Annotated in this window: 26 protein-coding genes; 9 read left to right on the forward strand and 17 right to left on the reverse strand. The window is 70.1% G+C overall.

Going from position 1 to position 22,705, the window contains the following annotated elements; genetic code table 11:
* The first annotated feature begins 83 nt into the window (after nt 1-83).
* A complete protein-coding gene (gene proP / locus BT264_RS00645; protein WP_072435878.1) occupies nt 84-1,568 on the forward strand; it encodes a glycine betaine/L-proline transporter ProP in 1,485 nt (494 codons plus the stop codon).
* A gap of 109 nt (nt 1,569-1,677) precedes the next feature.
* Here the strand turns inward: proP and BT264_RS00650 are convergent, their stop codons facing one another.
* Nucleotides 1,678-1,872 carry a hypothetical protein gene (locus BT264_RS00650; protein ID WP_072436412.1) on the reverse strand — a complete coding sequence of 65 codons (195 nt, stop codon included), beginning with the start codon at nt 1,870-1,872 and terminating at the stop codon, nt 1,678-1,680.
* Between the two features lie 195 nt (nt 1,873-2,067).
* The gene (locus BT264_RS00655; RefSeq protein WP_072435879.1) at nt 2,068-2,697 is read right to left on the reverse strand and encodes a glutathione S-transferase family protein; all 630 of its coding nucleotides are present in this window, start codon (nt 2,695-2,697) and stop codon (nt 2,068-2,070) included.
* A 164-nt stretch (nt 2,698-2,861) separates the two neighbouring features.
* On the opposite strand from BT264_RS00655, the gene BT264_RS00660 reads away from it, so the two are divergent.
* Nucleotides 2,862-4,085, forward strand: coding sequence for a polyhydroxyalkanoate depolymerase (locus BT264_RS00660; protein ID WP_072435880.1), 1,224 nt, complete (start codon nt 2,862-2,864; stop codon nt 4,083-4,085).
* Here the strand turns inward: BT264_RS00660 and BT264_RS00665 are convergent.
* The 11 genes from BT264_RS00665 to madL form a co-directional block, all read right to left on the reverse strand.
* Nucleotides 4,072-4,737, reverse strand: a complete 666-nt coding sequence (locus BT264_RS00665) for a phosphoribosyltransferase (RefSeq protein ID WP_072435881.1) — start codon at nt 4,735-4,737, stop codon at nt 4,072-4,074. The two genes, BT264_RS00660 and BT264_RS00665, sit on opposite strands and share 14 nt — an antisense overlap.
* 125 nt (nt 4,738-4,862) lie before the next feature.
* Nucleotides 4,863-5,384: a phospholipase D-like domain-containing protein gene (locus tag BT264_RS00670; protein ID WP_072435882.1), complete on the reverse strand. Its 522-nt coding sequence runs from the start codon at nt 5,382-5,384 to the stop codon at nt 4,863-4,865.
* A 117-nt stretch (nt 5,385-5,501) separates the two neighbouring features.
* Complete coding sequence (mdcH, locus tag BT264_RS00675) at nt 5,502-6,434, reverse strand: malonate decarboxylase subunit epsilon (RefSeq protein ID WP_072435883.1); 933 nt, start codon at nt 6,432-6,434, stop codon at nt 5,502-5,504.
* Nucleotides 6,431-7,297 carry a triphosphoribosyl-dephospho-CoA synthase MdcB gene (gene mdcB / locus BT264_RS00680; protein WP_072435884.1) on the reverse strand — a complete coding sequence of 289 codons (867 nt, stop codon included), beginning with the start codon at nt 7,295-7,297 and terminating at the stop codon, nt 6,431-6,433. Before mdcB ends, mdcH begins: the two co-directional genes overlap by 4 nt.
* Nucleotides 7,294-7,962: a malonate decarboxylase holo-[acyl-carrier-protein] synthase gene (mdcG, locus tag BT264_RS00685; RefSeq protein ID WP_072435885.1), complete on the reverse strand. Its 669-nt coding sequence runs from the start codon at nt 7,960-7,962 to the stop codon at nt 7,294-7,296. The genes mdcB and mdcG overlap by 4 nt, the downstream gene beginning before the upstream one ends.
* Complete coding sequence (gene mdcE / locus BT264_RS00690) at nt 7,949-8,656, reverse strand: biotin-independent malonate decarboxylase subunit gamma (protein WP_072435886.1); 708 nt, start codon at nt 8,654-8,656, stop codon at nt 7,949-7,951. Before mdcE ends, mdcG begins: the two co-directional genes overlap by 14 nt.
* Before the next feature lie 91 nt (nt 8,657-8,747).
* Entirely contained in the window at nt 8,748-9,671 is a 924-nt protein-coding gene (locus BT264_RS00695; protein ID WP_072435887.1) for a biotin-independent malonate decarboxylase subunit beta, read from the reverse strand.
* On the reverse strand, nt 9,668-9,982 hold the full coding sequence (gene mdcC / locus BT264_RS00700; RefSeq protein ID WP_034183256.1) for a malonate decarboxylase acyl carrier protein: 315 nt from the start codon (nt 9,980-9,982) through the stop codon (nt 9,668-9,670). The genes BT264_RS00695 and mdcC overlap by 4 nt, the downstream gene beginning before the upstream one ends.
* 10 nt (nt 9,983-9,992) lie before the next feature.
* Nucleotides 9,993-11,639, reverse strand: coding sequence for a malonate decarboxylase subunit alpha (gene mdcA / locus BT264_RS00705; RefSeq protein WP_072435888.1), 1,647 nt, complete (start codon nt 11,637-11,639; stop codon nt 9,993-9,995).
* Nucleotides 11,640-11,770: 131 nt separating this feature from the next.
* Nucleotides 11,771-12,538: a malonate transporter subunit MadM gene (gene madM, locus BT264_RS00710; protein ID WP_072435889.1), complete on the reverse strand. Its 768-nt coding sequence runs from the start codon at nt 12,536-12,538 to the stop codon at nt 11,771-11,773.
* Between the two features lie 11 nt (nt 12,539-12,549).
* Nucleotides 12,550-12,945 (reverse strand): malonate transporter subunit MadL, encoded by a 396-nt coding sequence (gene madL, locus BT264_RS00715; protein WP_034183253.1) that lies wholly within the window; start codon nt 12,943-12,945, stop codon nt 12,550-12,552.
* A gap of 328 nt (nt 12,946-13,273) precedes the next feature.
* On the opposite strand from madL, the gene BT264_RS00720 reads away from it, so the two are divergent.
* Both BT264_RS00720 and BT264_RS00725 read left to right on the forward strand, forming a co-directional pair.
* The gene (locus BT264_RS00720) at nt 13,274-14,122 is read left to right on the forward strand and encodes a LysR substrate-binding domain-containing protein (RefSeq protein WP_072435890.1); all 849 of its coding nucleotides are present in this window, start codon (nt 13,274-13,276) and stop codon (nt 14,120-14,122) included.
* Nucleotides 14,123-14,297: 175 nt separating this feature from the next.
* Nucleotides 14,298-14,576: a DUF4148 domain-containing protein gene (locus tag BT264_RS00725; protein WP_072435891.1), complete on the forward strand. Its 279-nt coding sequence runs from the start codon at nt 14,298-14,300 to the stop codon at nt 14,574-14,576.
* Between the two features lie 39 nt (nt 14,577-14,615).
* On the opposite strand, the gene BT264_RS00730 is transcribed toward BT264_RS00725, so the two are convergent.
* Entirely contained in the window at nt 14,616-15,533 is a 918-nt protein-coding gene (locus BT264_RS00730) for a 3-hydroxyacyl-CoA dehydrogenase NAD-binding domain-containing protein (protein ID WP_072435892.1), read from the reverse strand.
* Nucleotides 15,534-15,778: 245 nt separating this feature from the next.
* Between BT264_RS00730 and BT264_RS00735 the strand changes: the two genes are divergently transcribed.
* A complete protein-coding gene (locus BT264_RS00735) occupies nt 15,779-16,219 on the forward strand; it encodes an Hsp20/alpha crystallin family protein (protein ID WP_072435893.1) in 441 nt (146 codons plus the stop codon).
* Between the two features lie 16 nt (nt 16,220-16,235).
* Nucleotides 16,236-16,646, forward strand: a complete 411-nt coding sequence (locus BT264_RS00740; RefSeq protein ID WP_072435894.1) for an Hsp20/alpha crystallin family protein — start codon at nt 16,236-16,238, stop codon at nt 16,644-16,646.
* Between the two features lie 111 nt (nt 16,647-16,757).
* Here the strand turns inward: BT264_RS00740 and BT264_RS00745 are convergent, their stop codons facing one another.
* Both BT264_RS00745 and BT264_RS00750 read right to left on the reverse strand, forming a co-directional pair.
* Nucleotides 16,758-17,069 carry a TFIIB-type zinc ribbon-containing protein gene (locus BT264_RS00745; RefSeq protein WP_072435895.1) on the reverse strand — a complete coding sequence of 104 codons (312 nt, stop codon included), beginning with the start codon at nt 17,067-17,069 and terminating at the stop codon, nt 16,758-16,760.
* Between the two features lie 91 nt (nt 17,070-17,160).
* Complete coding sequence (locus tag BT264_RS00750; protein WP_072435896.1) at nt 17,161-17,916, reverse strand: TerC family protein; 756 nt, start codon at nt 17,914-17,916, stop codon at nt 17,161-17,163.
* 108 nt (nt 17,917-18,024) lie between these two features.
* Here BT264_RS00750 and BT264_RS00755 point away from each other — a divergent pair, with 108 nt between their 5' ends.
* Both BT264_RS00755 and BT264_RS00760 read left to right on the forward strand, forming a co-directional pair.
* Nucleotides 18,025-18,918, forward strand: a complete 894-nt coding sequence (locus BT264_RS00755; RefSeq protein ID WP_072435897.1) for a LysR family transcriptional regulator — start codon at nt 18,025-18,027, stop codon at nt 18,916-18,918.
* A 227-nt stretch (nt 18,919-19,145) separates the two neighbouring features.
* Nucleotides 19,146-20,225, forward strand: coding sequence for a DUF2242 domain-containing protein (locus BT264_RS00760; RefSeq protein ID WP_072435898.1), 1,080 nt, complete (start codon nt 19,146-19,148; stop codon nt 20,223-20,225).
* A gap of 251 nt (nt 20,226-20,476) precedes the next feature.
* Here BT264_RS00760 and BT264_RS00765 read toward each other — a convergent pair whose 3' ends face one another.
* The gene (locus tag BT264_RS00765) at nt 20,477-21,397 is read right to left on the reverse strand and encodes a pyridoxal-phosphate dependent enzyme (protein ID WP_072435899.1); all 921 of its coding nucleotides are present in this window, start codon (nt 21,395-21,397) and stop codon (nt 20,477-20,479) included.
* Nucleotides 21,398-21,554: 157 nt separating this feature from the next.
* On the opposite strand from BT264_RS00765, the gene BT264_RS00770 reads away from it, so the two are divergent.
* Nucleotides 21,555-22,466 (forward strand): LysR family transcriptional regulator, encoded by a 912-nt coding sequence (locus BT264_RS00770; RefSeq protein WP_072435900.1) that lies wholly within the window; start codon nt 21,555-21,557, stop codon nt 22,464-22,466.
* The last annotated feature ends 239 nt before the right edge of the window (nt 22,467-22,705 follow it).

A 22,705-nucleotide genomic window follows, 5' to 3' on the forward strand; every position in this document is an offset into this window, starting at 1 on the left:
CCCCGACGCGCCGCACACGACACCGCGCTTGCAGGCAAACCGTGTCGGACGGCCCGCCCGTTCCGGCGCAGTCAAAGGAGTGCATGACCTTGACCGCAACACACGTCAGCCCGACCGCTGCTTCTTCCTCCACTTCGTCCGGCGACGCTCCGCTCGCCGCGGACGACATCACCGTCGTCGACCAGAGCCTGCTCAAACGCGCCGTCAGCGCGATGGCCATCGGCAATGCGATGGAATGGTTCGACTTCGGCGTGTACAGCTATATCGCCGTCACGCTCGGCAAGGTGTTCTTCCCGTCCAGCAGCCCGTCCGCGCAGCTGCTCGCGACCTTCGGCACGTTCGCGGCCGCATTCCTCGTGCGCCCGCTCGGCGGCATGGTGTTCGGCCCGCTCGGCGATCGCATCGGCCGCCAGCGCGTGCTCGCCGCGACGATGATCATGATGGCCGCCGGCACCTTCGCGATCGGCCTGATCCCCAGCTACGCGTCGATCGGCATCATGGCGCCCGCGCTGCTGCTCGTCGCCCGCCTCGTGCAGGGCTTCTCGACCGGCGGCGAATACGGCGGCGCGGCCACCTTCATCGCCGAATTCTCGACCGACAAGCGCCGCGGCTTCATGGGCAGCTTCCTCGAATTCGGCACTCTGATCGGCTATGTGATGGGTGCGGGCGTCGTCGCGCTGCTGACCGCGTCGCTGTCACAGGAAGCGCTGCTGTCGTGGGGCTGGCGTGTGCCGTTCCTGATCGCCGGCCCGCTCGGCCTGATCGGTCTCTATATCCGGATGAAGCTCGAGGAAACGCCCGCGTTCAAGCGCCAGGCCGAAGAGCGCGAAGCGCAGGACAAGGCCGTGCCGAAGGCGCGCTTCCGCGAAACGCTGATGCGCAACTGGCGTGCGCTGCTGCTGTGCGTCGGCCTCGTGCTGATCTTCAACGTGACCGACTACATGGTGCTGTCGTACCTGCCGAGCTTCATGTCGTCGACGCTGCACTTCGACGAATCGCACAGCCTCGTGCTGGTGCTGCTCGTGATGGTGCTGATGATGCCGATGACGCTCTTCGCCGGCCGCCTGTCCGACCGGATCGGCCGCAAGCCGGTGATGCTCGCCGGCTGTGTCGGGCTGCTCGTGCTGTCGATCCCGTCGATGATGCTGATCCATGCGGGCACCACGGCATCGGTGTTCGGCGGCCTGCTGGTCCTCGGCGTGCTGCTGTCCTGCTTCACCGGCGTGATGCCGTCGGCGCTGCCGGCGCTGTTCCCGACCGAGATCCGCTATGGCGCGCTCGCGATCGGCTTCAACGTGTCGGTATCGCTGTTCGGCGGCACGACACCGCTCGTTACCGCATGGCTCGTCGACGTGACGCACAACCTGATGATGCCCGCGTACTACATGATGGGCGCCGCCGTGATCGGCATCGTGTCGGTCGTCGCGCTCGCGGAAACCGCGCGCCAGCCGCTCAAGGGCTCGCCGCCGGCCGTCGCGACGCGCCGCGAGGCGCACCAGCTCGCGCGCCAGCTGCGCGAGGACGACGACTCGGAGATGTACGGCGTCGTGTCGCCCGCACGCGCCTGAGCGTCGCCCATGAAAAAGCCCCGGCCGAAGCCGGGGCCCGATCGAATCCGATCCGCCCGACCGGCTTGCGCCGGCCGGGCTTTTTTTCATCCGTTAGCCGTGAGCGCCATCATGCGTGCGCTTCGCCGTGACGGCTGAAGATCAGCGCACGCGAGCGAGATACCGCCGCCTGCGCGCCGCGTGCCGCGACGATCAGCCCGACCTGGCCGAGATTGAAATCGCGCTCGACCATCAACTGCGTCAGCGCGGCAAGCGGCAACACGACGGACGGGTGGTACAGGCTTGATTCGAGCAGGGCTTTCATCATCGGCTCCATCTGGCAATGCGTGATTCGATGGAGTGGATTCTAGGGACCGGCCGCTTCCGGATAAACGGCGCGAATGCGAAGTCACTTGTCGGCCACCGAGAACAATCGGCGGCGGCTTGCCGGGTGCGGCCGAGCGGCCGGCAGGCAGCGGCGCGGGGCGGCCTCGCGCCCCGCCTCCAGGGGCCGCCAGGCCTACGCGAGCGGCGTTTCGACGAACGCCGGCAACGCTTCCGCACGCGCAGAATGCGCGGCGAGCGCCGGATAGCGGGCCGGATCGATCCGCGCGAGCGCCGGGTAATCGGCCGCCACGAACTGCGTGAAGCGCCACGCCACCGCGACCGTCACGTCGGACTGCAGCAGGCGCGCACCGCCGAACCAGCCGTTCGCGGCCGCAACGAGCGGCTCCAGCTCGCCGTACGCGCCCTCGAGCTGGCTCAGCACGCGCTCGAGCCACGGCGCGTGCTGCTTGTCGGACGGGCGCAGCGCCTGCTCGTAGATGACCTGCACGGTCTTCTCGGCTGCCGCCAGCGCGAAACCGACCGGCACGAGCGCGCGCAGCCGCGCGTCGGCGGCGTCGGGCAGCAGGCGCCGCTCCGGCGCGACCAGGTGATCGAGATAGTCGACGATCAGCGACGAATCGATCAGCGTCGCGCCGTCGTCGGTCACGAGTGTCGGCGCCTTGACGACCGGATTGATCGCCCTGAACTGCTCGAAATGACGGAACACCGAGATCGACTCGTGTTCGAACGGCAGGTCGAGCAGCTTCGCCGAAATGGCGACACGGCGCACAAACGGGGAATCCAGCATGCCGATCAGCTTCATCGCAAACGCTCCGCTTGAGGAGAATGGGACGAAAACTGTAGCAGCGTCGCGAGCCGTCGCCTAGCGCGCTCGTACGCGCGTCCGCTTGATACGTATCAGCGCCCCGCTACCCGGCCGCAATGACCATAATGCAGATTCACGCCCCTTCCGCCTCAAGGTCCGCCATGTGGTATGCCCTCGTCGAGCAGCAGCGGGAATGGATGCGCGCCTGGCGCGCGGCGACGCGGCACGCGTTCGATGCGTGGCCCGCGGCGACGCTGCCGCAGGCCGCGTCGTCGTGCTATGACGACCTGTTCGAGCCGCTGCTCGGGCAGCCGGCCGGGCCGCCGCGCTTCGACATCGGGCGATCCGCCATCGGCGAACGGGTTGCCGCGCACACGCCGTTCTGCGACCTGCGGCGCTTCACGCGCGCCGATGCGCGGCGCACGGTGCTGCTGTGCGCGCCGCTCGCCGGGCACGCGGCCGTGATGATGCGGGAAACCGTCGAGACGCTGCTCGCCGACGGCGACGTCTGCGTGACCGACTGGCGCAATGCGCGCGACGTGCCGCTCGCGTCGGGCCGCTTCGGGCTCGACGAGTATGTCGCGACGCTCGACGGCTTCGTCGACGGGCTCGCGCTCGACGATCGGCCGCTGCACGTCGTCGCCGTGTGCCAGGCGACCGTGCCGGCGCTCGGCGCGCTCGCGCTGCGCGCCGAGCGCGGCCTGGCGCCGCCCGCGAGCATCACGCTGATCGGCGGCCCGCTCGACGCACGCCTGAATCCGAGCGCGCTCGGCACCGCGGCAGCCACCCGCTCGCTCGGCTGGTGCCGCCGCCACCTGATCGACATCGTGCCGCCCGGCTTCGCGGGGCACGGTCGCCAGGTGTTCCCGACCTATCTCCAGCAGGGCGAGATCGCGCTGATGTACCCGCAGCGTTTCATGTCGCTGGTCGAGGCGTACGCGCTGGCCGCGTCGCGCTTCGACATGGCCGCGCTCGCCGGCGCGCGGCGCGCGCTGCTCGAATACACGGCGCTGCTCGACATGCCGGCCGAATATTTCCTCGACACGGTCGACATCGTGTTCCAGCGCATGTGCCTCGCGAACGGCACGTGGGACGTGGGCGGCCGGCGCGTCGAGCCTGCCGCGCTGCGCGGCGTCGCGCTGCTGACCGTCGAAGGCCGATGCGACGCCGTCACGGGCGCCGGCCAAACGCATGCGGCACTCGACATGTGCAGCGGCCTCGCGGCCGACGAGCGCTATCGCGTCGATATCGACGATTGCGATCACTACGGGCTGTTCACCGGCGCGCGCTGGCTCGGCAATGTCCATCCGATGCTGCAGCGCGTGTTCGCGCTGGCCGAGGCCGGCCGCCCTCGCCCGCGCTCGCGCCGGATCAGGCGGACGTGATGCCGCGTTGCATGCGGGCCGCGTCGAGCAACGTACGCACCTCGTCGTCGCTCGTTTGCCCGAAGTGCGCGTAGAACTGGCTGATCCCGAAGAACGGTTGCGGCTGCGATACCGCGACGAACGCGTCGGCCAGACCGTCGAACGCATGCTGCGCGCCCGCCGGCGCGACCGGCGCGGCCGCCACGATCCGCACCGGGTGGCGTTCGCGCAGCGCCTGCAGCGCGGCACGCATCGACGCGCCGGTCGCGACGCCGTCGTCGACGACGATGACGATGCGCCCGTCGACCGGCAGCGGCGGCGCAGCGCCGCGATACAGCGCTTCGCGGCGATGCAGCTCGGCCGTCTCGCGCACGATCACGTCGGCGAGCTGCGCGTCGGTCACACCCATCGAGCGGATCACGGAACGCTGCAGATGCATCGCGCCACCCGTTGCGATCGCGCCCATCGCGAGCTCGGGCTCGCACGGCACGCCCAGCTTGCGCACGACCAGCACGTCGAGCGGCGCGCGCAGCGCGCAGGCAACCGGATACGCGACGGGCACGCCGCCGCGCGGCAACGCGAGCACGACGACGTCGCTACGCCCCGCATAATCGCTCAGCGCGCCGGCCAGTTGGCGGCCCGCATCGGCGCGATCGGCAAAACACTCGGTCACGATCGGCTCCCTGCCGTTGCGCCGGATGCGCGAAACGCGCGCCGGCGCCTGTCAACGAGCATGGTTCATCGGCAGCGCCGATGCAAGCGGGGTCACACCGGCGTGCACGACACCGAAGGAAAGAGTCAGAGGCCGCCGGCCTGCCGGTATAGCCGCCAGAACGACTGCGCGTAGGATTGCGCGAGCTCGGGCGCGCGCTGGAACACGTTGACCGTCTCGGCGTGCGCAGCCGCGCCGTCGGACAGCGTCGTCAGCGCGACGCTGTCGTCGACGATCACGAAGCGCGGCGCGGGATCGCCGTGCCGCGAATCGATCGCCACGTCGATGCCCGCGGATTTCAGATAGCCTGCGCCGCTGTACCTGCCCGCGCGCGGCGAGCGCACGAGCACGACGCGCACCTCGATCCCGCGCGCACGAGCCGCGCGCAGCGCGCTCGCGACGGCGGGCGGCACATGCGCGTAGCCGGCCAGCAGTACGCGGCGCTGCGCCTGTTCGATCAGGTCGACGGTCGCGTCGGCCGCCGCGTTGTCATACGAAAAGTACGTGCCGACCGAAGCGGCATCGGACGGGATCCGGCTGGCGTGGGCGCTCGCCGCACAGCAAAGCGCGGCGAAAAAGAAGGCGGCTGGTCTCATGGCGGGCGCCATTGTAGCGACGCCAATTCGCGTGGCAAGCGCCGGCTGCGGCGCTGCTGCGCCGGCGCAACACACAGTGCGAAACCGGGGCGCGGCGGGGATGTTGCAGGCCGGTTTTCGGGCCGCCGGTCAGCCAGCCGCGACGCGCGCGAGCCAGTTCGTCACGCCGTCGACGGAACGGAAATCCGCGAGGCTGCGCGCCGGCAGCGCGGGATACGCGCCGCCGGCCATCTCGGCCAGCGCGCGCCCGGGGCCGAGTTCGAGAAACGCGGTCGCACCGGCCTCCACGCAGGCGGCGAGACAGGCCGCCCACTCGACCGGCTCCGCGATCTGCCGCGCGAGCTTGTCGAGGCCCGCGTCGACGTCGAGCACCGACGCGCCGTCGATGCCCGAAAACAATCGCGTGCCGGGCAGCGGCCGGCGCACGCGCACGTCGGCAAGCGACGCGCGAAATACCGGCACGGCCGCTGCGAGCCGGCGCGTATGCGACGCGATCCGCACGCACACGGGCGCGATGCGCAGCGCACCGGCGCGCGCGGCGCCGTCGGCCACCGCATCGACATCGGCCTGCCGCCCCGCGACCACGAATGCGTCGCCGGGGTTTGCGATCGCGATCGCCGCGTCGCGACCGGCGCACAACTGCGCAAGCTGCGCGCGCGTCAGGCCGCGCACGAACGCCATCCGCTCGTCGCCGCCGCTCGCCGCATCCATCGCGCGCGCGCGTGCGTCGGCCAGGTCGAGCGCGTCATGCGGATCGATCATTCCCGCGACGCTCCACGACGCGACCTCGCCGACGCTGTAGCCCGCGACGCAGCGCCGGCGCGGCCACGCCGCGTCGAGCAGCGCAGCAGCCGCAAGCGCCTGGACGGTGCAGAGGATCTGCGCGGCGCGGTTCTCGCGCAGCGCGTCCGGTCCGGCCTGCCGGACCCCCGCGCGCGGATCGTCGCCCAGGAGCCGGCCGGCATGCGCGAACAACGCATCGGCCTGCGGCGCCGTGCCCGTCAGGTCGAACATGTCGGCGCGCTGCGCGCCTTGTCCCGAACAGAGGATCGCCAGCGTCATCGCGCGTCCCCGTCGGCTTCGAGCGCATCGACGAATACGCTCATCGCGAGCAGGTCGGCCGCGCCGCCCGGGCTCAGCCGGCGCGCAACGAACGCACGATGCGCGGCCACCGCGCGCAGCCGCCAGTCGCGCGCACGCACGCCGCCGCGTGCGACGAACGCACGTGCGGTCGCCCGCGCGAAATCGAGGCCGGCCTGCCCGCCCCGGTGCAGCAGGTTCGTATCGTCGAGCGCGGCGATCAGCGCGAAGCACGCAGCGACGCGCGCGGCTTCCGGATCGTCGGGCAGGTCGCGCTTCGCACGGCGCAGCGCGGGCAGCCCGATCGCGTATACGGTCGTGAAACCTTCGGCCGCTTCGCGACGCGCGCCGCCGACGCCGTAGCGTCGGCTCGCGCGCTCGCCGTGGCTGTCCGGCAAGCGCGGGCCGCCGAGAATATCGGCGCCCCAGCGGCGGGACACGAACGCGCCGAGCGTCATTCCGCCCGGCACTCCCCCCGGCATCGCACGCCGGCCCGCGGCCGCGCACAGCAGCCCGAGCCCGAAGATCGCGCCGCGATGCGTATTGACGCCGCCGGTCGCCGCGAGCATCGCATGCTCGGCACGCAGGCCGATCTTGCGCAGCACGGCCATGTCCGCGTCGCGCGCGCCCGCGTCGGCGAGTTCCGCGAAGTACGGCCGCAGCACGGCGGCGCTGCGCGCGAATGTCGCGGCATCCATGTCCGAATGACTGCCGGTGTCGACGTGGCTGACGAGCCCCGGCTTCGGATAGGTGTCGATCTCGAGCACGAGGCTGCGCTCGGCCAGCTCGGCGATACGCTCGGCAGCGGACGGCGCCGATACGCGGCAGGCGGCCCATGCACTCATCGCGAGTCTCCGTTGAATGCGCCGACAGGCATCAATTCGACGGCGATCGCGGTCTTGACCGCGACTTCGGGCAGCCGCGCGTGCAGTTCGCGCCAGTTGACGCCCGCGCCGTCGGCGCGCAGCAGTTCGCCGTCGATGCGCATCGGCGCGCGCGCGTCGATCGCCGCGAGGCCGTCGAGCAGCGGTGCGAGCGACGCGGCCTCCGGCAGCGGAAACACGATGTCGAGATCGGAAGACTCGCTCAGGTAGCGCTCGCCCGTCAGCGCCTGCCACGCGAGGCTGCCGAACACGCGGCCCTGCACGCCGCGGCGCGCGCCGAGCGCATCGAGCTCGCGCAACGATGCGTGCCACGCATCGGGCGCGGCGGCAAGCACGTCGGCCAGCGCGGGCAGCGGGCCGACCGTCGCGAGCGCGTCGGCAGCGACATTCAGCGCGATGCGCCGCTTGCCCGCGGCAGGCGGCAGCGGCAGGCCGAGCGGCACGCGGCCGGCATCGGCCTCGTCGGGCGACGCACGGCGCACGATCAGCGGCCAGCCGCGTTCGGCCCACGCGCGCACGAGCGGATCGGCCGCGAGCGCGGGATCGCGCGCGAATGCCGCGCCCCACCCCGCCGCCGTCAGCGTGACGAGCGTGTGGCGGCGCAGCGGCATCTCAGCGTGCGGCACGCGCGAGTTCCTCGACGCGCCGCGCGACGTCGGCCGCGACCGGCCGGCCGCGCGCCGCGCGACGGTCGATGCGGTCGGCCGGCTTGCCGAGCCATTCGCCGACCTGCCCGTCGAGCGCGCGGGACGGATCGAGCACGGCATCGACGGCACCCAGCTTCACGAGATTGTCGAGCCCGGGCGCGAACACGGGCGTCGAGCGCGCCATCTCCTTCAGCACGTCGATCGGCAGCTTGGTCACGCGCGACATCGACGGCAGGTCCATCACCTCCGGCTCGGCGCCCGGCACCGCGAGCAGCGTGCGCGTCGCGAGCGCGGTCGCGATGAATGCGCCCGCGGCCGTGTGGCCGTATAGCACACCGATCGTCCGGTGCCCGGCGAGATCCGCGTGCATCAGGCACTTCGCGAGATGCGACAGCCCTTCGTTCAGGCCGAGCAGTTCGTCGCGCTTGCTCATCCGCTGGCTGTCGCTATCGACGAGCACGAGGATCGGCGTGCCGCCGCCGCGCGCGATCGTGTCGAGCACGCGCGACGCGAGCGTCAGCGCCTCGTCGATGCCGAACGGCAAACGGTCGGCGACGCCGATCACGTCGACGCGCGTGCCGGCCAGTTCCGCGTGGCCCGTCAGCAGGCCGCCGGTGCGCACGATCGAATGGCCGTTCGGAAACAGCGAGATCAGGACTTCATCGAGCGTCATGCCGCCTCCCGCCGGGCAGCCTCAAGGGCCGCCCCCAGGACGGCAGCAGCCCCCTCGGGAGGCAGCGAACGAAGTGAACGTGGGGGTCGTTTCATTTCGGCTCCTGTAACTGGTCGGCGAGTTTCGCGAACGCCTCGTCGGGCATCCCGGGAATCGCTTCGGGCGTGTCCGCGCCGAGCGCACGCCATACGTCGAGCGCATCCTTGCACGCACCGAACCGTTCGACACGCGCTTCGAGGCGCGCCTGTTCCTCATGCAGCATCGCCGCATCGAACTTCGGTGCGTGGCCGATCAATTCGAGCGCCGCCGCGCGGAACGCATCGGGCGTATCGGCGACATAGCGGTCCGCACCGCCGATCAGCCGCCGGTGCTTGCCGCCCATCGTGCGCCAGATCAGCGCGCGGTCCTTCGCGTCGAATTCCTCGACGCCGCGATTCGTCTCGATCACTTCGGGGCCCGATACGCTGATGCGCCCCTGCTCCGACACCGCGAGCGCCGAACAGCACGCGGCGAGCAACCCGCCGCCGCCATAGCAGCCCGCGCGCCCGCCGATCAACCCGATCACCGGCACGCCGGCCGCGCGCGCATCGACGAGCGCACGCATGATCTCGGCGATCGCCAGCTCGCCCGCGTTCGCTTCCTGCAGCCGCACGCCGCCCGTATCGAACAGGATCAGCACCGGCTTGCCGACTTCGCGTGCGGCGCGCAGCAAGCCGGTGAGCTTCGCGCCGTGCACTTCGCCGAACGCACCGCCCATGAAGCGGCCTTCCTGCGCGGCGATAAACACCGGCCGGCCGTCGAGCCGACCGTGGCCGACCACCATCCCGTCGTCGAACTGCTGCGGCAGGTCGAACAGCGGCAGGTGCGGGCTCGTTACGCGTTCGGCCGGGCCGAGGAATTCGCTGAAACTGCCCGCGTCGAGCAGCCCGTCGATGCGCTGCCGCGCCGACGCTTCGTACCAGCTCGCGCCGTTCGCGACGAACGCGGGCGCGTCGTGGATCACGTCGGTCATCATGCGTCTCCCTCGATCGCGCGCACGGCCTGCGCGAGCCGCAGCGACACCATGTCGGGCCGTGCGCCGCCGTCGTTGATCGACAGCTTCAGGCCACCCGGCGTGCGCCGCTCGACGAAATCCGACACGACGGCCTGCCACACCGCGCCGAAGCCGACCGCCGCGGTGCGGATGTCGATCTCGCATTCGTTGCCCGGCAGCACGCGCTCGACGAGCACTTCGAGATTGCCGGACGCGACCACGCCGACGAGCGCCGCGGCCAGCTCGCCCTTCGCGCGCTCGCGCGCGGTGAAGCGATAGTTCAACTGTTCCATGCCCTCTTCCTCACCAGTTGCGGAACCGGGCCGGCGGCGCATAGAGCCCGCCCGACCAGTGCACGAGATCCTTGATCGAGCGCGCGGCGAGCCAGCGGCGGTCGGCGTCGAGCGGATCGATGCCGAGATCCTCCGGGCGGCGGATCACGCCGCGCTCGCGCAGCCGCTCGACCATCTTCCGGTCGCGGCCGCGGCCGACCTCCGTATAGCCGGCGACGCCGCGGATCGCGTGCTCGCGCTCGTCCTTGTCGCGGCACATCAGCAGGTTCGCGATCCCTTCCTCGGTGACGATGTGCGTGACGTCGTCGCCATAGACCATGATCGGCGCGAGATCGAGCTGCAGCTTGTCGGCGAGCTTCAGCGCATCGAGCTTCTCGACGAACATCGGCACGTTCTTGTCGCCGAACGTCTCGCCGATCTGCACGACGAGCTTGCGGCCGCGCCGCAGCGCCGCCGGCGTGTCGGGATCGGCTTGCGCGCCGGCCTTCAGCCACGGCTCGCTCGGATGGCGCCGCCCGCGCGCGTCGCTGCCCATGTTCGGCGCGCCGCCGAAGCCGGCGATCCGCTCGGCCGTGACCGTCGACGAATGGCCGGACAAATCGATCTGCAGCGTCGAGCCGATGAACATGTCGCACGCATAGAGGCCGGCCGTCTGGCAGAACGCGCGGTTCGAGCGCAGCGACCCGTCGGGGCCCGTGAACCACACGTCGGAGCGCGCGCGGATGTAGTCGTCCATCCCGACCTCGGAGCCGAAGCAGTGGACCTGCTCGACCCAGCCCGATTCGATCGCCGGAATCAGCGTCGGGTGCGGATTGAGCGCCCAGTGCGTGCAGACCTTGCCCTTCAGCCCGAGCTTCTCGCCGTAGGTCGGCAGCAGCAGCTCGATCGCAGCGGTGTTGAAGCCGATCCCGTGGTTCAGGCGCTTGATGCCGTACGGCTCGTAGATGCCCTTGATCGCGAGCATCGCGGTGAGGATCTGCGTTTCGGTGATCGCGGCCGGATCGCGCGTGAACAGCGGCTCGACGTAGAACGGCCGGCCGGCCTCGACGACGAAATGCACGCGGTCGCCGGGGATGTCGACGCGCGGCACCTTGTCGACGATGCGATCGACCTGCGCGATCACGATGCCGTCCTTGAACGCGGTGGCCTCGACGACGGTCGGCGTGTCCTCGGTGTTCGGGCCCGTGTACAGGTTGCCGTCGCGGTCGGCGCTGACCGCGGCGATCAGCGCGACGTGCGGCGTGAGGTCGATGAAGTAGCGCGCGAACAGCTCGAGATAGGTGTGCACCGCGCCGAGCGCGATCTTGCCGCCGAACAGCAGCTTCGCGATCCGCTGCGACTGCGGGCCCGAATACGCGAAGTCGAGACGCTTCGCGATGCCGCGCTCGAACACGTCGAGATGCTCGGGCAGCACGACGCCCGACTGCACCATGTGCAGGTCGTGCACCTTCGCGCTGTCGACGTCGGCGAGCGCCGTCGCGAGCAGGTCGGCCTGCTTCTGGTTGTCGCCTTCGAGGCACACGCGGTCGCCCGGCCGCAGCACCGCTTCGAGCAACGCCACGGTGTCGCGCGCATCGACCCGCTTGCCTTGCGCGTAAACCGCGCCGGCCGCGAGGCGTGCATCGCGCGCCTGCCGCGCGTGATTCCATCCCGTCATGAACAGTTCTCCCGCTTCGATGGTTCAGCGGCATTCTAAGCCTGGCGCCGCCGCCGATTGATGATGTTGACGAATGCGACTCAGAGGACGCCGCGATGGGTGCGGCCCGCGTTCGGGCAGCATCCGTCGACCTAGCCGCCGACCAGCGCGCGCGTCGTGAAGAACAGCACCGACGGGCCGAGCAGGCAGCCGACGCCGGTGTGGAACGTCGCGACCAGCGCACCGTACGGGACGAGCCGGCGGTCGGTCGCGGCGAGCCCCGCGCTCACGCCGCTGACGGTGCCGGCGAGGCCGCCGAAGATCATCGCGGAACGCGGCGTCTTCAGGCCCATGAAGCCGGCCGCGACCGGCGTGCCGACCATCACGATGATCGCCTTCACGAGTCCCGTCGCGATGCTGAGCGCGATCACGTCGGAGCTCGCACCGATCGCCGCGCCCGTGACGGGCCCGACGATGTACGTGACGGCGCCCGCGCCGATGGTCGTCATGCTGACCGCGTCGGTATAACCGAACGCGCGCGCGATGCACGCGCCGACGATGAACGGCAGCACGGTGCCGAGCAGCAGCGACACGACGCCGACGAGCCCGGCCTTGCGCGCCTCGGTCGGCTGCACTTCGAACGCGGTCGCGACGATCGCGAAATCGCGCAGCATCGCGCCGCCCATCAGGCCGACGCCCGCGAACAGCGGCACGTCGGCGAGTCCCTTCTCGCCGCCGGTGAACGCCCCGCCGACATACGCGAGCGCGAGACCGATCACGATCGCGATCGCGGAGCCGTGCACGCGGCCGAACGTGAGCTTGCGCGACGCGATCGACGACAGCCACATGATCAGGCCGACCAGCGCGAACGACGCGACGAGCCCGTTGTGGGCGACGACTTTTTCGAGCATCTGCAGCATGGCGGCCTCCGTTATTGTTCTTCGAATTGCGGCACGCCCGCGAAGGCCGTGTCGTCGCGCCCCATGCGCACGAGTACCGCGATGCAGCATGCGCAGATCGCGACGGCGCCGACGGCGGCCAGCAGCGCGACCGGGCCGCCCTTCAGCGCGGCGACGACGTTCTGGTTCGCGGCCATCGCGACGACGACCGGGATGTACATCGCGCCCCAGAAGCCGACGCCGGCCTCGGTCTCCTTCGGCAGCCAGCCGCGCCGGTGCAGCCACAGGCGCAGGCAGATCAGCAGCAGCATCGCGATGCCGACCCCGCCGACGTTGGTTTTCACGCCGATGGCCGTGCCCAGCAGGTCGCCGAGGAACAGTCCGGCCAGGTGGCAGAACGCCAGCAGCGCGGTTCCGTAGATGATCATGAGTCGTCTCCAGTCTCTTCGTAACGGGCGCCTGACGCGTGCAGAAAGCGGGCCCGCACGTCGATCCCGTGCGCGGACTGTCTCCTGCGGCGGTGCGCCGCGGCCCGGCGGCCCGTCGTGCGGGCGCGTTCTCGGGCGGTCGATGGGATGATGCGGTTTCGGGCCGGACGCCGGATGCCGTAGACTGACCGAAGCAGCCGCCGGCACGACGCGGACCACGCGTCCGGTTCGCCCCGTTGCACGGGCCGCACCGGGGCGTGATCCGATACTAGCGCCGCAATATCCGGCCATTTATGAAGTTGTCGAAACCGATTCAGTGGATTTAGCAATGCGCCCGTTACCGCCCGAGCTGCTGCGCAGCTTCGTCGCCGTCGCCCAGTCCGGCAGCTTCACCGCCGCGTCCGAGCGCGTGAACCTGTCGCAGTCGACCGTCAGCCAGCACATCCGCCGCCTCGAGGAGCTGCTCGACCGGCCACTCTTCGAGCGCGACACGCGCAACGTTCACCTGTCGCAGCACGGCGACGCACTGTTCCGCTACGCGGTGCGCATCCTCGAACTGATGGACGAAGCCGTCACGTCGGTGTGCGGGCCGCCGCTGTCGGGCAAGGTGCGGCTTGCGATGTCGGAGGATTTCGCGTCGACGCACCTGACGTCCGCGCTCGCGAGCTTCGTGCAGCGCAATCCGGAAGTCGAGCTCGCGATCTCGACCGGGCTGTCGGGCGACCTGTTCGACGCGCTCGACGAAGGCCGGCACGATCTCGTGTTCGCGAAGCGCATCGCGGGCAGCCGGCGCGGCCGCGTGATCCGCAGCGAGCCGCTGTACTGGTGCACCGGCCCCGATTCGCGGATCACCGGCCACGAGGCCGTGCTGCCGCTCGCCCTGCATCCGGAGCCGAGCGTGTCGCGGCGCCGCGTGCTCGAAACGCTCGACGCGATCGGCCGACCCTACCGGATCGCGGTGGTGAGCAGCAGCATCGCGGTACTGCGCGCGGCCGCAAGCGCGGGGCTCGGCGTCAGCGCGTTCGCCGGCTACGTGATCCCGGCCGGGCTCGCGCGGCTCGACGCGGGGCTGCCCGAGCTCGGCGAACTCGAATACGTGATCGACCGGCCGGCGGCCGCGTCGCGCTCGACGCTCGCGCTCGAAGCCACGCTGATCGCGGCAGCGGCGGAGTTGTAGCGGCAACGGCAGCGACGGCGGGCGACACGCATGCGCGGCCGTGCCCGCAACTGACAGCTTTGCCCGGAACACGTCATCGTCCGCGCAGCACCCGCTCGCGACAATGGGCCCCATCGGAACGCACGGCAAACCGCCGCGCGCATCCGGTGTCCCGTCCCCTTGATCGGAGCGCACCATGAACGTCTTGCGATTCGCCGTCGCGACCGCAGCCGCCGCCCTGCTTTCCCCCGCCGTCGCCCAGACCGATGCCGCCGCGCCCGAACAGGGCCTGACACGCGCGGAAGTCATCGCCCAGTTGAAGCAAGCCTATCTCGACGGCGAACTGCCGACGAACGACGGCAACTATCCGCCGAGCGCCGCGACGCGCGCGCGCAACCGCGAACTCGTGCAGGCCGCGAGCCCCTCGTGGCTTGCACGGACGCCGCAGGCACCGCAAACGGCAGCGCAGCAGTAGCCGAGCTCGGCCCGGCCGATACCCGGCGCTGCAACGCGGTCAGGGCAAAAAGCTGCGGCGCCGCGCGTCGATCAGCTCGACGAGCAGCCGGTCGCGCTCGGCCGCCAGCTCCTGCATCGAATGCTCGCCCTGGATCGCGCGCAATTCGTCGGTCAGCTTGCGATCGACATCCGGATCGAACGAAGGCGTGCCGAGATCGTCCCACCAGCTCGCGATCGGCCCCGACAAGTGTTCGAGGAAGTGCGCGATCCCGCCCGCGCCGCCGCCGAGGTGATAGGTCAGGCACTGCCCCATCAGCCCCCAGCGCAAGCCGGGGCCCCATGCGACCGCCTTGTCCGCATCGGCCACGCTCACGACGCCTTCGCCGACGAGGTGATACACCTCGCGGAACAGCGCGGCCGCGAGCCGGTTCGCGACGTGGCCGGTCATCTCCTTGTTGAGGACGATCGTCTGTTTGCCGAGCGCATCGTAGAAATCCTTCACGCGCGCGATCACGTCCTGGCCGGTCGCGTCGCCGCCGACCAGCTCGACGAGCGGAATCAGGTGCGGCGGGTTGAACGGATGCGCGATCAGGCAGCGTTCCGGATGCTTTTCGCACGCGGTCTGGATGTCCGACATCTTCAGGCCCGACGAACTCGACGCGATCGGCACGTGCGCGGGCAGCACGTCGTCCATCTGCCGGTACAGCGCACGCTTCAGGTCGAGCCGTTCCGGGCCGTTCTCCTGCACGAAGTCGACGCCGTCGAGCGCGCGCACGAGATCGGCGTCGAACGACAGCCGCGCGGAAAGTTCGGCGGCCCGGTCGCCGAGAAACGCGGCCAGCGCGTCGCGCAGCCGCGCGTCGGCTTGCGGCGCCGGATCGGTCGCGACGACGTCGAAGCCCTGCGTCAGATAAAAAGCGGCCCAGCTCGCGCCGATCACGCCGGCGCCGACGATCGCGATGCGTCGAATGTCCATGGTTGTCCCGTCTCGTTGGTCTGCTGATATCGCGGCGATTGTCGCATCGAATCGCACGGGCACGCGTTGACGCAAGTTGCAGATTCCCTCTTGAAATGTGCTGCGGCGGCCACTAATTACGCGTTGCCGGGCAGTGCTCCACGCAAACGCACTGCCCCCGTTTCGACCCAGTGGAGCCACCCGTCGCGCCCGCCGCAGGCGTCGCGCCGTCGCGTCTCCCGCGTTCACTGTTCCGGAGGACCATCATGAGCGGTATCCATAACGGCCAGGACCTGTTCGACGAATTCGCCCGCGTGCAGCGGCAGGTGGCGAACCTGTTCGGCGAGCTCCCGTCCGGCATCCGTGCGGTGCGGCCGGGCGCATTTCCCGCGCTCAACGTCGGCGCCACCGACGATGCGATCGAGATCGTCGCGTTCGCGCCCGGCATGGCCGCGGCCGACTTCGACGTGTCGATCGACAAGGATCTGCTGACGATCAGCGGCGAGCGCAAACCGGCGCCGCGCGGCGAAGGCGACGACGTGCGCACGTATGCACAGGAGCGCTTTCACGGCACATTCCGCCGCGTCGTCGAGCTGCCGCAGAATGCGGACGCCGACAACGTCAGCGCGCGTTACGAAAACGGCTGCCTGCTGATTCGCGTCGGCCGGCGCGAAGCATCGAAGCCGCGTGCGATCACCGTTCAGTAATCTTCAGGATACCGACATGAACACGAACCCGACCCTTGCCGAACGCCACGCCACCACTGCCCACCCGGCTGCCGCGGAAGCCGCGCGACGGCCCGCAATCACGCCGGCCGTCGACATCGTCGAGAACAATCTCGGCGTCACGCTGCGGGCCGACCTGCCTGGCGTGCCGCGCGAGAACCTCGACGTGAAGGTGCACGACAACACGCTGACGATCGAAGCCGACACGCACATCGACACGCCGGCCGACCTGCGCGTACGTCATGCCGAAGTCCGCGCGCGGCGCTATGCGCGTACGTTCGTGCTGAGCCCCGATCTCGACACGTCGAGGATCGACGCGAACCTGCGTGACGGTGTGCTGACGCTGACGATTCCGCGCCGCGAAGAAACGCGCCCGCGCCGCATCGACGTGACGGCAGGCAACGCGTAAGCGTCGGCGCGCCGAAGCGCGACATGTTGCGACACGCATGAAAAAGCCCCGCCGGGCGCGATACCCGGCGGGGCCTTTTTGCAACCGGCGACGCGCGCGCCGTATGCGGATTCAATCGAAATCGAACAGGTCGAACATCGATTTGCGGCGGCGCTGGCCGTCGTGCCGGTGACGGTCGTCGTGCGAGCGGCCGTCGCGCCCCCAGCCATCGCGATCGCGCGACGCGTGGGTGTGGGCGTGGGCGTCGCGCGAAGCAGGCGGCTCGTCGCGCCGCGCCGGCACATCGCCGCCCTCGCGGGCGATCAGCTTGTCGAGTTCGCCGCGATCGAGCCACACGCCGCGGCACGTCGGACAGTAGTCGATCTCGATCGACTGGCGCTCGGCCATCAGCAGGTCGGGCGTCTTGCAGACAGGGCATTTCATCGCGTTTCTCCTTTCCGTGCGAATTCCAGACGAATTCCATATCAAGCCGCGCGAGCCGGCCGTTGCGGCGGCCGGCATCCCGCGCGCTGGCTCAGTGGCCTTCCACCCGTGCCGCGCGCTTCGCCTTCGCGCGCCGCGCCAGCATGTTCATGCCTTCGACGAAAGCAGAGAACGCCATCGCCGCGTAGATGTAACCCTTCGGCACGTGCGAACCGAAGCCTTCGGCGATCAGCGTCATGCCGATCACGACCAGGAACGACAGCGCAAGCATCACGATGGTCGGGTTGCGGTCGATGAAGCGTGCGAGCGGCTGCGCAGCGAACAGCATCACGGACACGGCGACGATCACCGCGACGAACATGATCGGGACGTGCTCGGTCATGCCGATCGCGGTCACGATGCTGTCGATCGAGAACACGATGTCGAGCATCACGATCTGGCCGATCGCGGCCCACATCGTCAGGCCGGCCGCGCCGCCGGAACCGCCGTCGCCGTCAACGTCGTGCGACACGTGGTGATGGATCTCGGTGGTCGCCTTCCACACGAGGAACAGGCCGCCCGACAGCAGGATCATGTCGCGCCACGAGAACGCGTGGTCGAAGAGCGTGAACACGGGTTCGGTGAGGCTCGCGATCCACGCGACGCTGCCGAGCAGCGCGAGGCGCATCACCAGCGCGAGCGCGATGCCGAGGCGCTGCGTGCGGGCACGCTGCGCTTCGGGCAGCTTGTTGCTGAGGATCGAGATGAAGATCAGGTTGTCGATGCCGAGCACGACTTCCATCACGACGAGCGTCAGGAGCGCGGCCCAGACGGCGGGGTCGGCGGCAAGCGTCAGCAGGTAGTCCATGAAATGGGCCGATACGAAAGTGGAAAGCCCGATGATATGCCACCCCGGACTTCGGAAAAATCAGAGAGAATCTTATTTTAAGTTCGGTTTTTACGAAATTTCGATCCGATGCTCAATTTCCGACATCTGTACTATTTCTGGGTCGTCGTGAAGGAAGGCGGCTTCGCGCGCGCGGCCGGGCGGCTCGACATGGCCGTGCAGACGATCAGCGCGCAGGTGCGCGAGCTCGAGAAATCGCTCGGGCACCAGTTGTTGCGCCCGGCCGGGCGCGGCGTCGCGATGACCGACGCGGGCCAGGCCGCGTATGCACGCGCGGAGGTCATCTTCGAGATGGGGCGGCTGATTCCCGACGAAGTGCGCGCGGCGGCCAGCCAGCCGACCGTGCGGCTCGCGGTCGGCCTCGCGGACGGCATCTCCAAGCTCGCCGCGCATGCGATCCTCGCGCCCGTGCTCGACACGCCGACGCTGCGGCTGCTGTGCCACGAGGGCGAGCACGATGCGTTGCTCGCGGAACTCGCGCTGCATCATCTCGATCTCGTGCTGGCCGGCCAGGGCGCGCCGTCCGGTTCGAACCTGCGCGTGACGAGCGAGCGGCTCGTCGCGTCGCCGGTCGACTGGTATGGCCCCGCGGCACTCGTCACGCCGGCCGCGCGGCAACGCTTTCCGCAATGCCTGGCCGACCTGCCCGTGCTGCTGCCGACCGCGCATTCGGCGCTGCGTGCGCGCCTCGACCTGTGGCTGGAAGGCGAACGGATCGTGCCGCGCGTGGCCGGGGAATTCGAGGACAGCGCGCTGATGGCCGTGTTCGCGGCGCGCGGCCTCGGCGTGTTCCCGCTGAGCGAACTCGGCGCGAACGACGCGTCGCTGCTGCGCGGCCTCAGGCGGCTCGGGCGCGCGGGCGACGTGACCGAGGAGATCCACGCGATCCGCTCGCGGCGCGGCGAACATCATCCGCTGACGTCGCGATTGCTGGCTTCCGCGCGGCCGTCGCCGGCCGGCTAGCGCCGGTTCGCGATCGTTCTCGCCGGTAACGGTTCGCCGAAACTGTCATGGGCGGAAACAGCCGCCGAAGCGAACGCGACATCAAACGAAACTATAATGACGCCCCGGCCATCCGAGATTGCCACGCGCCCATTGCCGGCCCCGCCCTTGCGCGACGGCCGCCATCCGGTTGCGGCGCGACGCGCGCAACCCCGCGCGGCATCTCGCCGAGCCTTCTGAAAGACGCCATGCACAACCGATTTCGCCTGTTTTCCGTTTCGTGCGCGCTCGCGGCCGCGACCGTGCTGGCGGCGTGCTCGTCGCCGCCCAAGCCGATCTACCAGCAGGAACAGTTCGACGCGGCGACCAGCCCGTATGCGCATACGTTCCACTCGAAATCCGACGCGGCCTGCGAGGCCGCGCGGCGCGCGCTGTTGAGCCAGGGTTATGTGGTGTCGTCGTCGCGCAACGACGCGGTCGACGGCAGCAAGAATTTCCAGCCGAACAACGACATGCACGTCGTGATCGAGTTTCACGTGGTGTGCGCGGACGCGACCGCGGACGGCTCGTCGAGCATCGCGTACGTGAACGCAGTGCAGGACCGCTACACGCTGAAGAAGTCGAATACGTCGGCCAGCGTCGGCCTCAGCGTGTTCGGCTCGCTGTCGCTGCCGATCGGGTCGAGCGACGACGCGCTCGTCAAGACCGCGAGCGAGACGATTCCCGCCGGCGTGTTCTACGAGCGCTTCTTCAATCTTGTCGACCATTTCCTGAAGATCGACCCGGCCCGCCGCGACCGCGCCACCGTGAAGGCCGCCGAGAAGGAAGCCGTCACGCCGCTGCCCGAACCCGCGCCGACGCCGCAGGGCGAACCGCTGAAGATGACGACGCCGGTCGTGCCGACGCCGCCCGCGGCGCCGGTGCCGCTTTCGGTGCCGGGTGTCGCGCCCGGGTCGGCCGCGAACGCCGTGCCGGCCGCGGCGTCGGCCGTTGTCGCGCCGGCTGCGATGCGCGCGGCCGCGCCGGTGGCGGCGTCCGGCTCGGCGGCAGCATCGGCTTCAGCTCCCGCTCCGGTTTCTGCACCTGCTTCCGGCACGGCGTCGCCGCCTGCCGGTGCGGCATCGACGCCCGCCGTTTCGGCACCGGCCGCAGCAACGCAGGCATCGGCCGTCGTGCCGGCGCCTGCGTCCGCCACGTCCGCACCCGCATCGGCATCCACGCCGTCGAGCGTCTCGACTGCGCCGGCGAACAAAACACCCGCCCCCGCCGCTGCGAACCCCGTCGCGTCATCCGCGCCGTCCGGCGCGAGCGCACCGGCCGCGCACTGACCGGCCGTCCAACTGGCCGTCCGTATCGTCGCGCCCGGCCGCATCCGGCGCAGCGCGACGATACGCATCCCCTTCGTCCCTCCAGGAATTTCCGCGCGCCCGGCTGCCTGCCGGCCGCGTTTTCGCCATTGCGATAACGGGAACGTGACGTCGACGCGTCGCGGCAAGCGCTGCATGGTCGATGCCCGCAGTCGCCGAAAGCGACGACCGTCCTTCCGTCACCCGACCAACCCGCGTGCCGGCTTCCCCGCTTACCGCAACGTCGCTCGCAGCGTCTGCAGATGCTCGACGGTCGCCGTCACGCCGCCGCAGACGATCACGGCGATGTCCGATGCCGACATCAGCACCGGCACCGGCCGTTCGAGCGCGGCCAGCGCGGCGCCGCACGCGGGCTCGACGACGATCCGGTGCTCGTCCAGGAACCGCAGCGACGCGGCCACCGCGTCCGCGTCGGACACGACGACGGGATGGATCTCGTGCCGCGTCGCCCACTCGACCGCCGCGTCGCACGGCCGCTTCGCGCCGAGCGACGTCGCGATGCTCGCGATCGCCGCCAATTCGACCGGGCGCCCCTGCGCGACGGAGCGCGCATAGCAGTCGGCGCCTTCCGTTTCGGCCGCGACGACCGGCACGTCGTGCCAGCCATTGCGCGCCAGCCCTTCGAGCACACCGCACAGCAGCCCGCCGCCGCCGACCGCGAGCACGACCGCGTCGGGCTTCGGGCCGACGGCCGCCATCTCGTCGATCATCGTCGCGTGGCCCTGCCACAGCACGCTGTCGTCGAACGGATGCACGAACGCGTCGTGCTCGCCGAGCGCCGACTGCGCGAACGCGTTCGCCTCGGCCCAGCTCGCACCGTGCACGACCAGTTCCGCGCCCTCGACGCGAATCAGTTCGCGCGCGCGGGCCGACGCGCTTTCCGGCACGACGACCAGCACCGGCACGCCGAGTTCGCGCCCGCAATACGCAACCGCGATACCCGCGTTGCCGCCCGACGACGACACGAACCGCCGCGCGCCGGCCGCGTGCCGCGCTTCGCAAACGGCGCCGATGCCGCGCAGCTTGAACGAGCCCGACGGCTGTAGCGCGTCGAGCTTCAGCCGAATGGTCCTGCCGAGCCGGCGGGATGCGATTTGCGAGCGGATATAAGGGGTCGGGATATGAAGCGGCATGGGGCGGGACACGATCGGAACGGAGGGAACGCACGCGACTCGCGAACGAGTGCGGCAACGACGGTCATCGTACGGCACGCACGCCATGCTTTCCAATACCATCGAATGGCATTTGTTATGCTTCACAGGCATATCAACGAACCGGGACGGGCTCCGCATGCGCCAGATCGAACTGCGTCACCTGCGTTACTTCGTGGCCGTCGCGCAAGCCGGCAGCGTGATGGCCGGCGCCCGCGCGGCCGGCATCGTCCAGCCCGCGCTGTCGCGTCAGATCCGCGAACTCGAGGACGCGATCGGCACGCCGCTGCTGATCCGGCGCACCACCGGCGTCACGCTCACCGCGGCCGGCGCGAGCTTCCTGCGGGATGCGACCGGCCTGCTCGCGACGCTGCAGGACAGCCGCGAACGCGCGCTGCGCAGTGCGGCCGGCCAGCTCGGCGAACTGCGGCTCGGTGCGCTGCCGAACTGCCTGCCGCTGCCCGTCGTCGCGAACGTGCTCAAAGCGTTTCGCGACGCGTGCCCGGACGTGAAGCTGTCGATCGCGCCGATGCTGTCGGCCGAACAGGCGAGCGCGCTGGTGCGCGGCCAGCTCGATGGCGGGATCATGGCGTGGCGTCGCGACGAGGCCCCGCACCTGTCCGGCGTGCGGCTGCTGAGCGATCGTTTCGTGCTCGCGATGCCCGCGCCGCCCGGCGGACGCTTCAACGCGCCGCGCACGCTGGCCGACGTCGCGAACCAGCCGTTCGTCTGGTTCGACGCACAGCGCTCCGCCGCGCACCACCGGTTCCTGATGGCGCAGTGCCGGCAGGCCGGCTTCACGCCGCGCATCGCGCAGATCGGCAGCGACATCCCGACGCTGATCGGCCTCGTCGCGGCCGGAATGGGCTGTGCGTTCGTGCCGGAAAGCGCGTCGCCGACGTGCCCGCGCACGGTTCGGCTCGTCGCGCTCGACGAGCTAGCGAGCCGCTTCGATATCGAGTTCGTGTTCGACGGCGCGGCGGCGGTACCGTCGCCCGTCGTCGCACGGTTTCTCGCGGCCGTGCGCGGGGCGGCCGGCGCACCGGATTGACCCGGTACGGGATACCAGTCAGGCGCGGCAAGCGCTCGAGCGATGCGATTCGCGCCGCCGGCCGGCGGACGGATTCCGCCCTCCGTCAAATCGACGTTCAGCCATTGCAACGCGCTAAACAGCGGCATCGCGCCCGCGAAAAATCTTTTTAAGCGATGACGACGGACGCCCCTGCGCCCGTATTTTTAAATTGACACCAAAAACAGCCGTTTAACGCCATTTCGAATTGTCATGTGCCG

The organism is Burkholderia sp. NFPP32 (genome assembly GCF_900119325.1).
GTDB lineage: Bacteria > Pseudomonadota > Gammaproteobacteria > Burkholderiales > Burkholderiaceae > Burkholderia > Burkholderia pyrrocinia_C.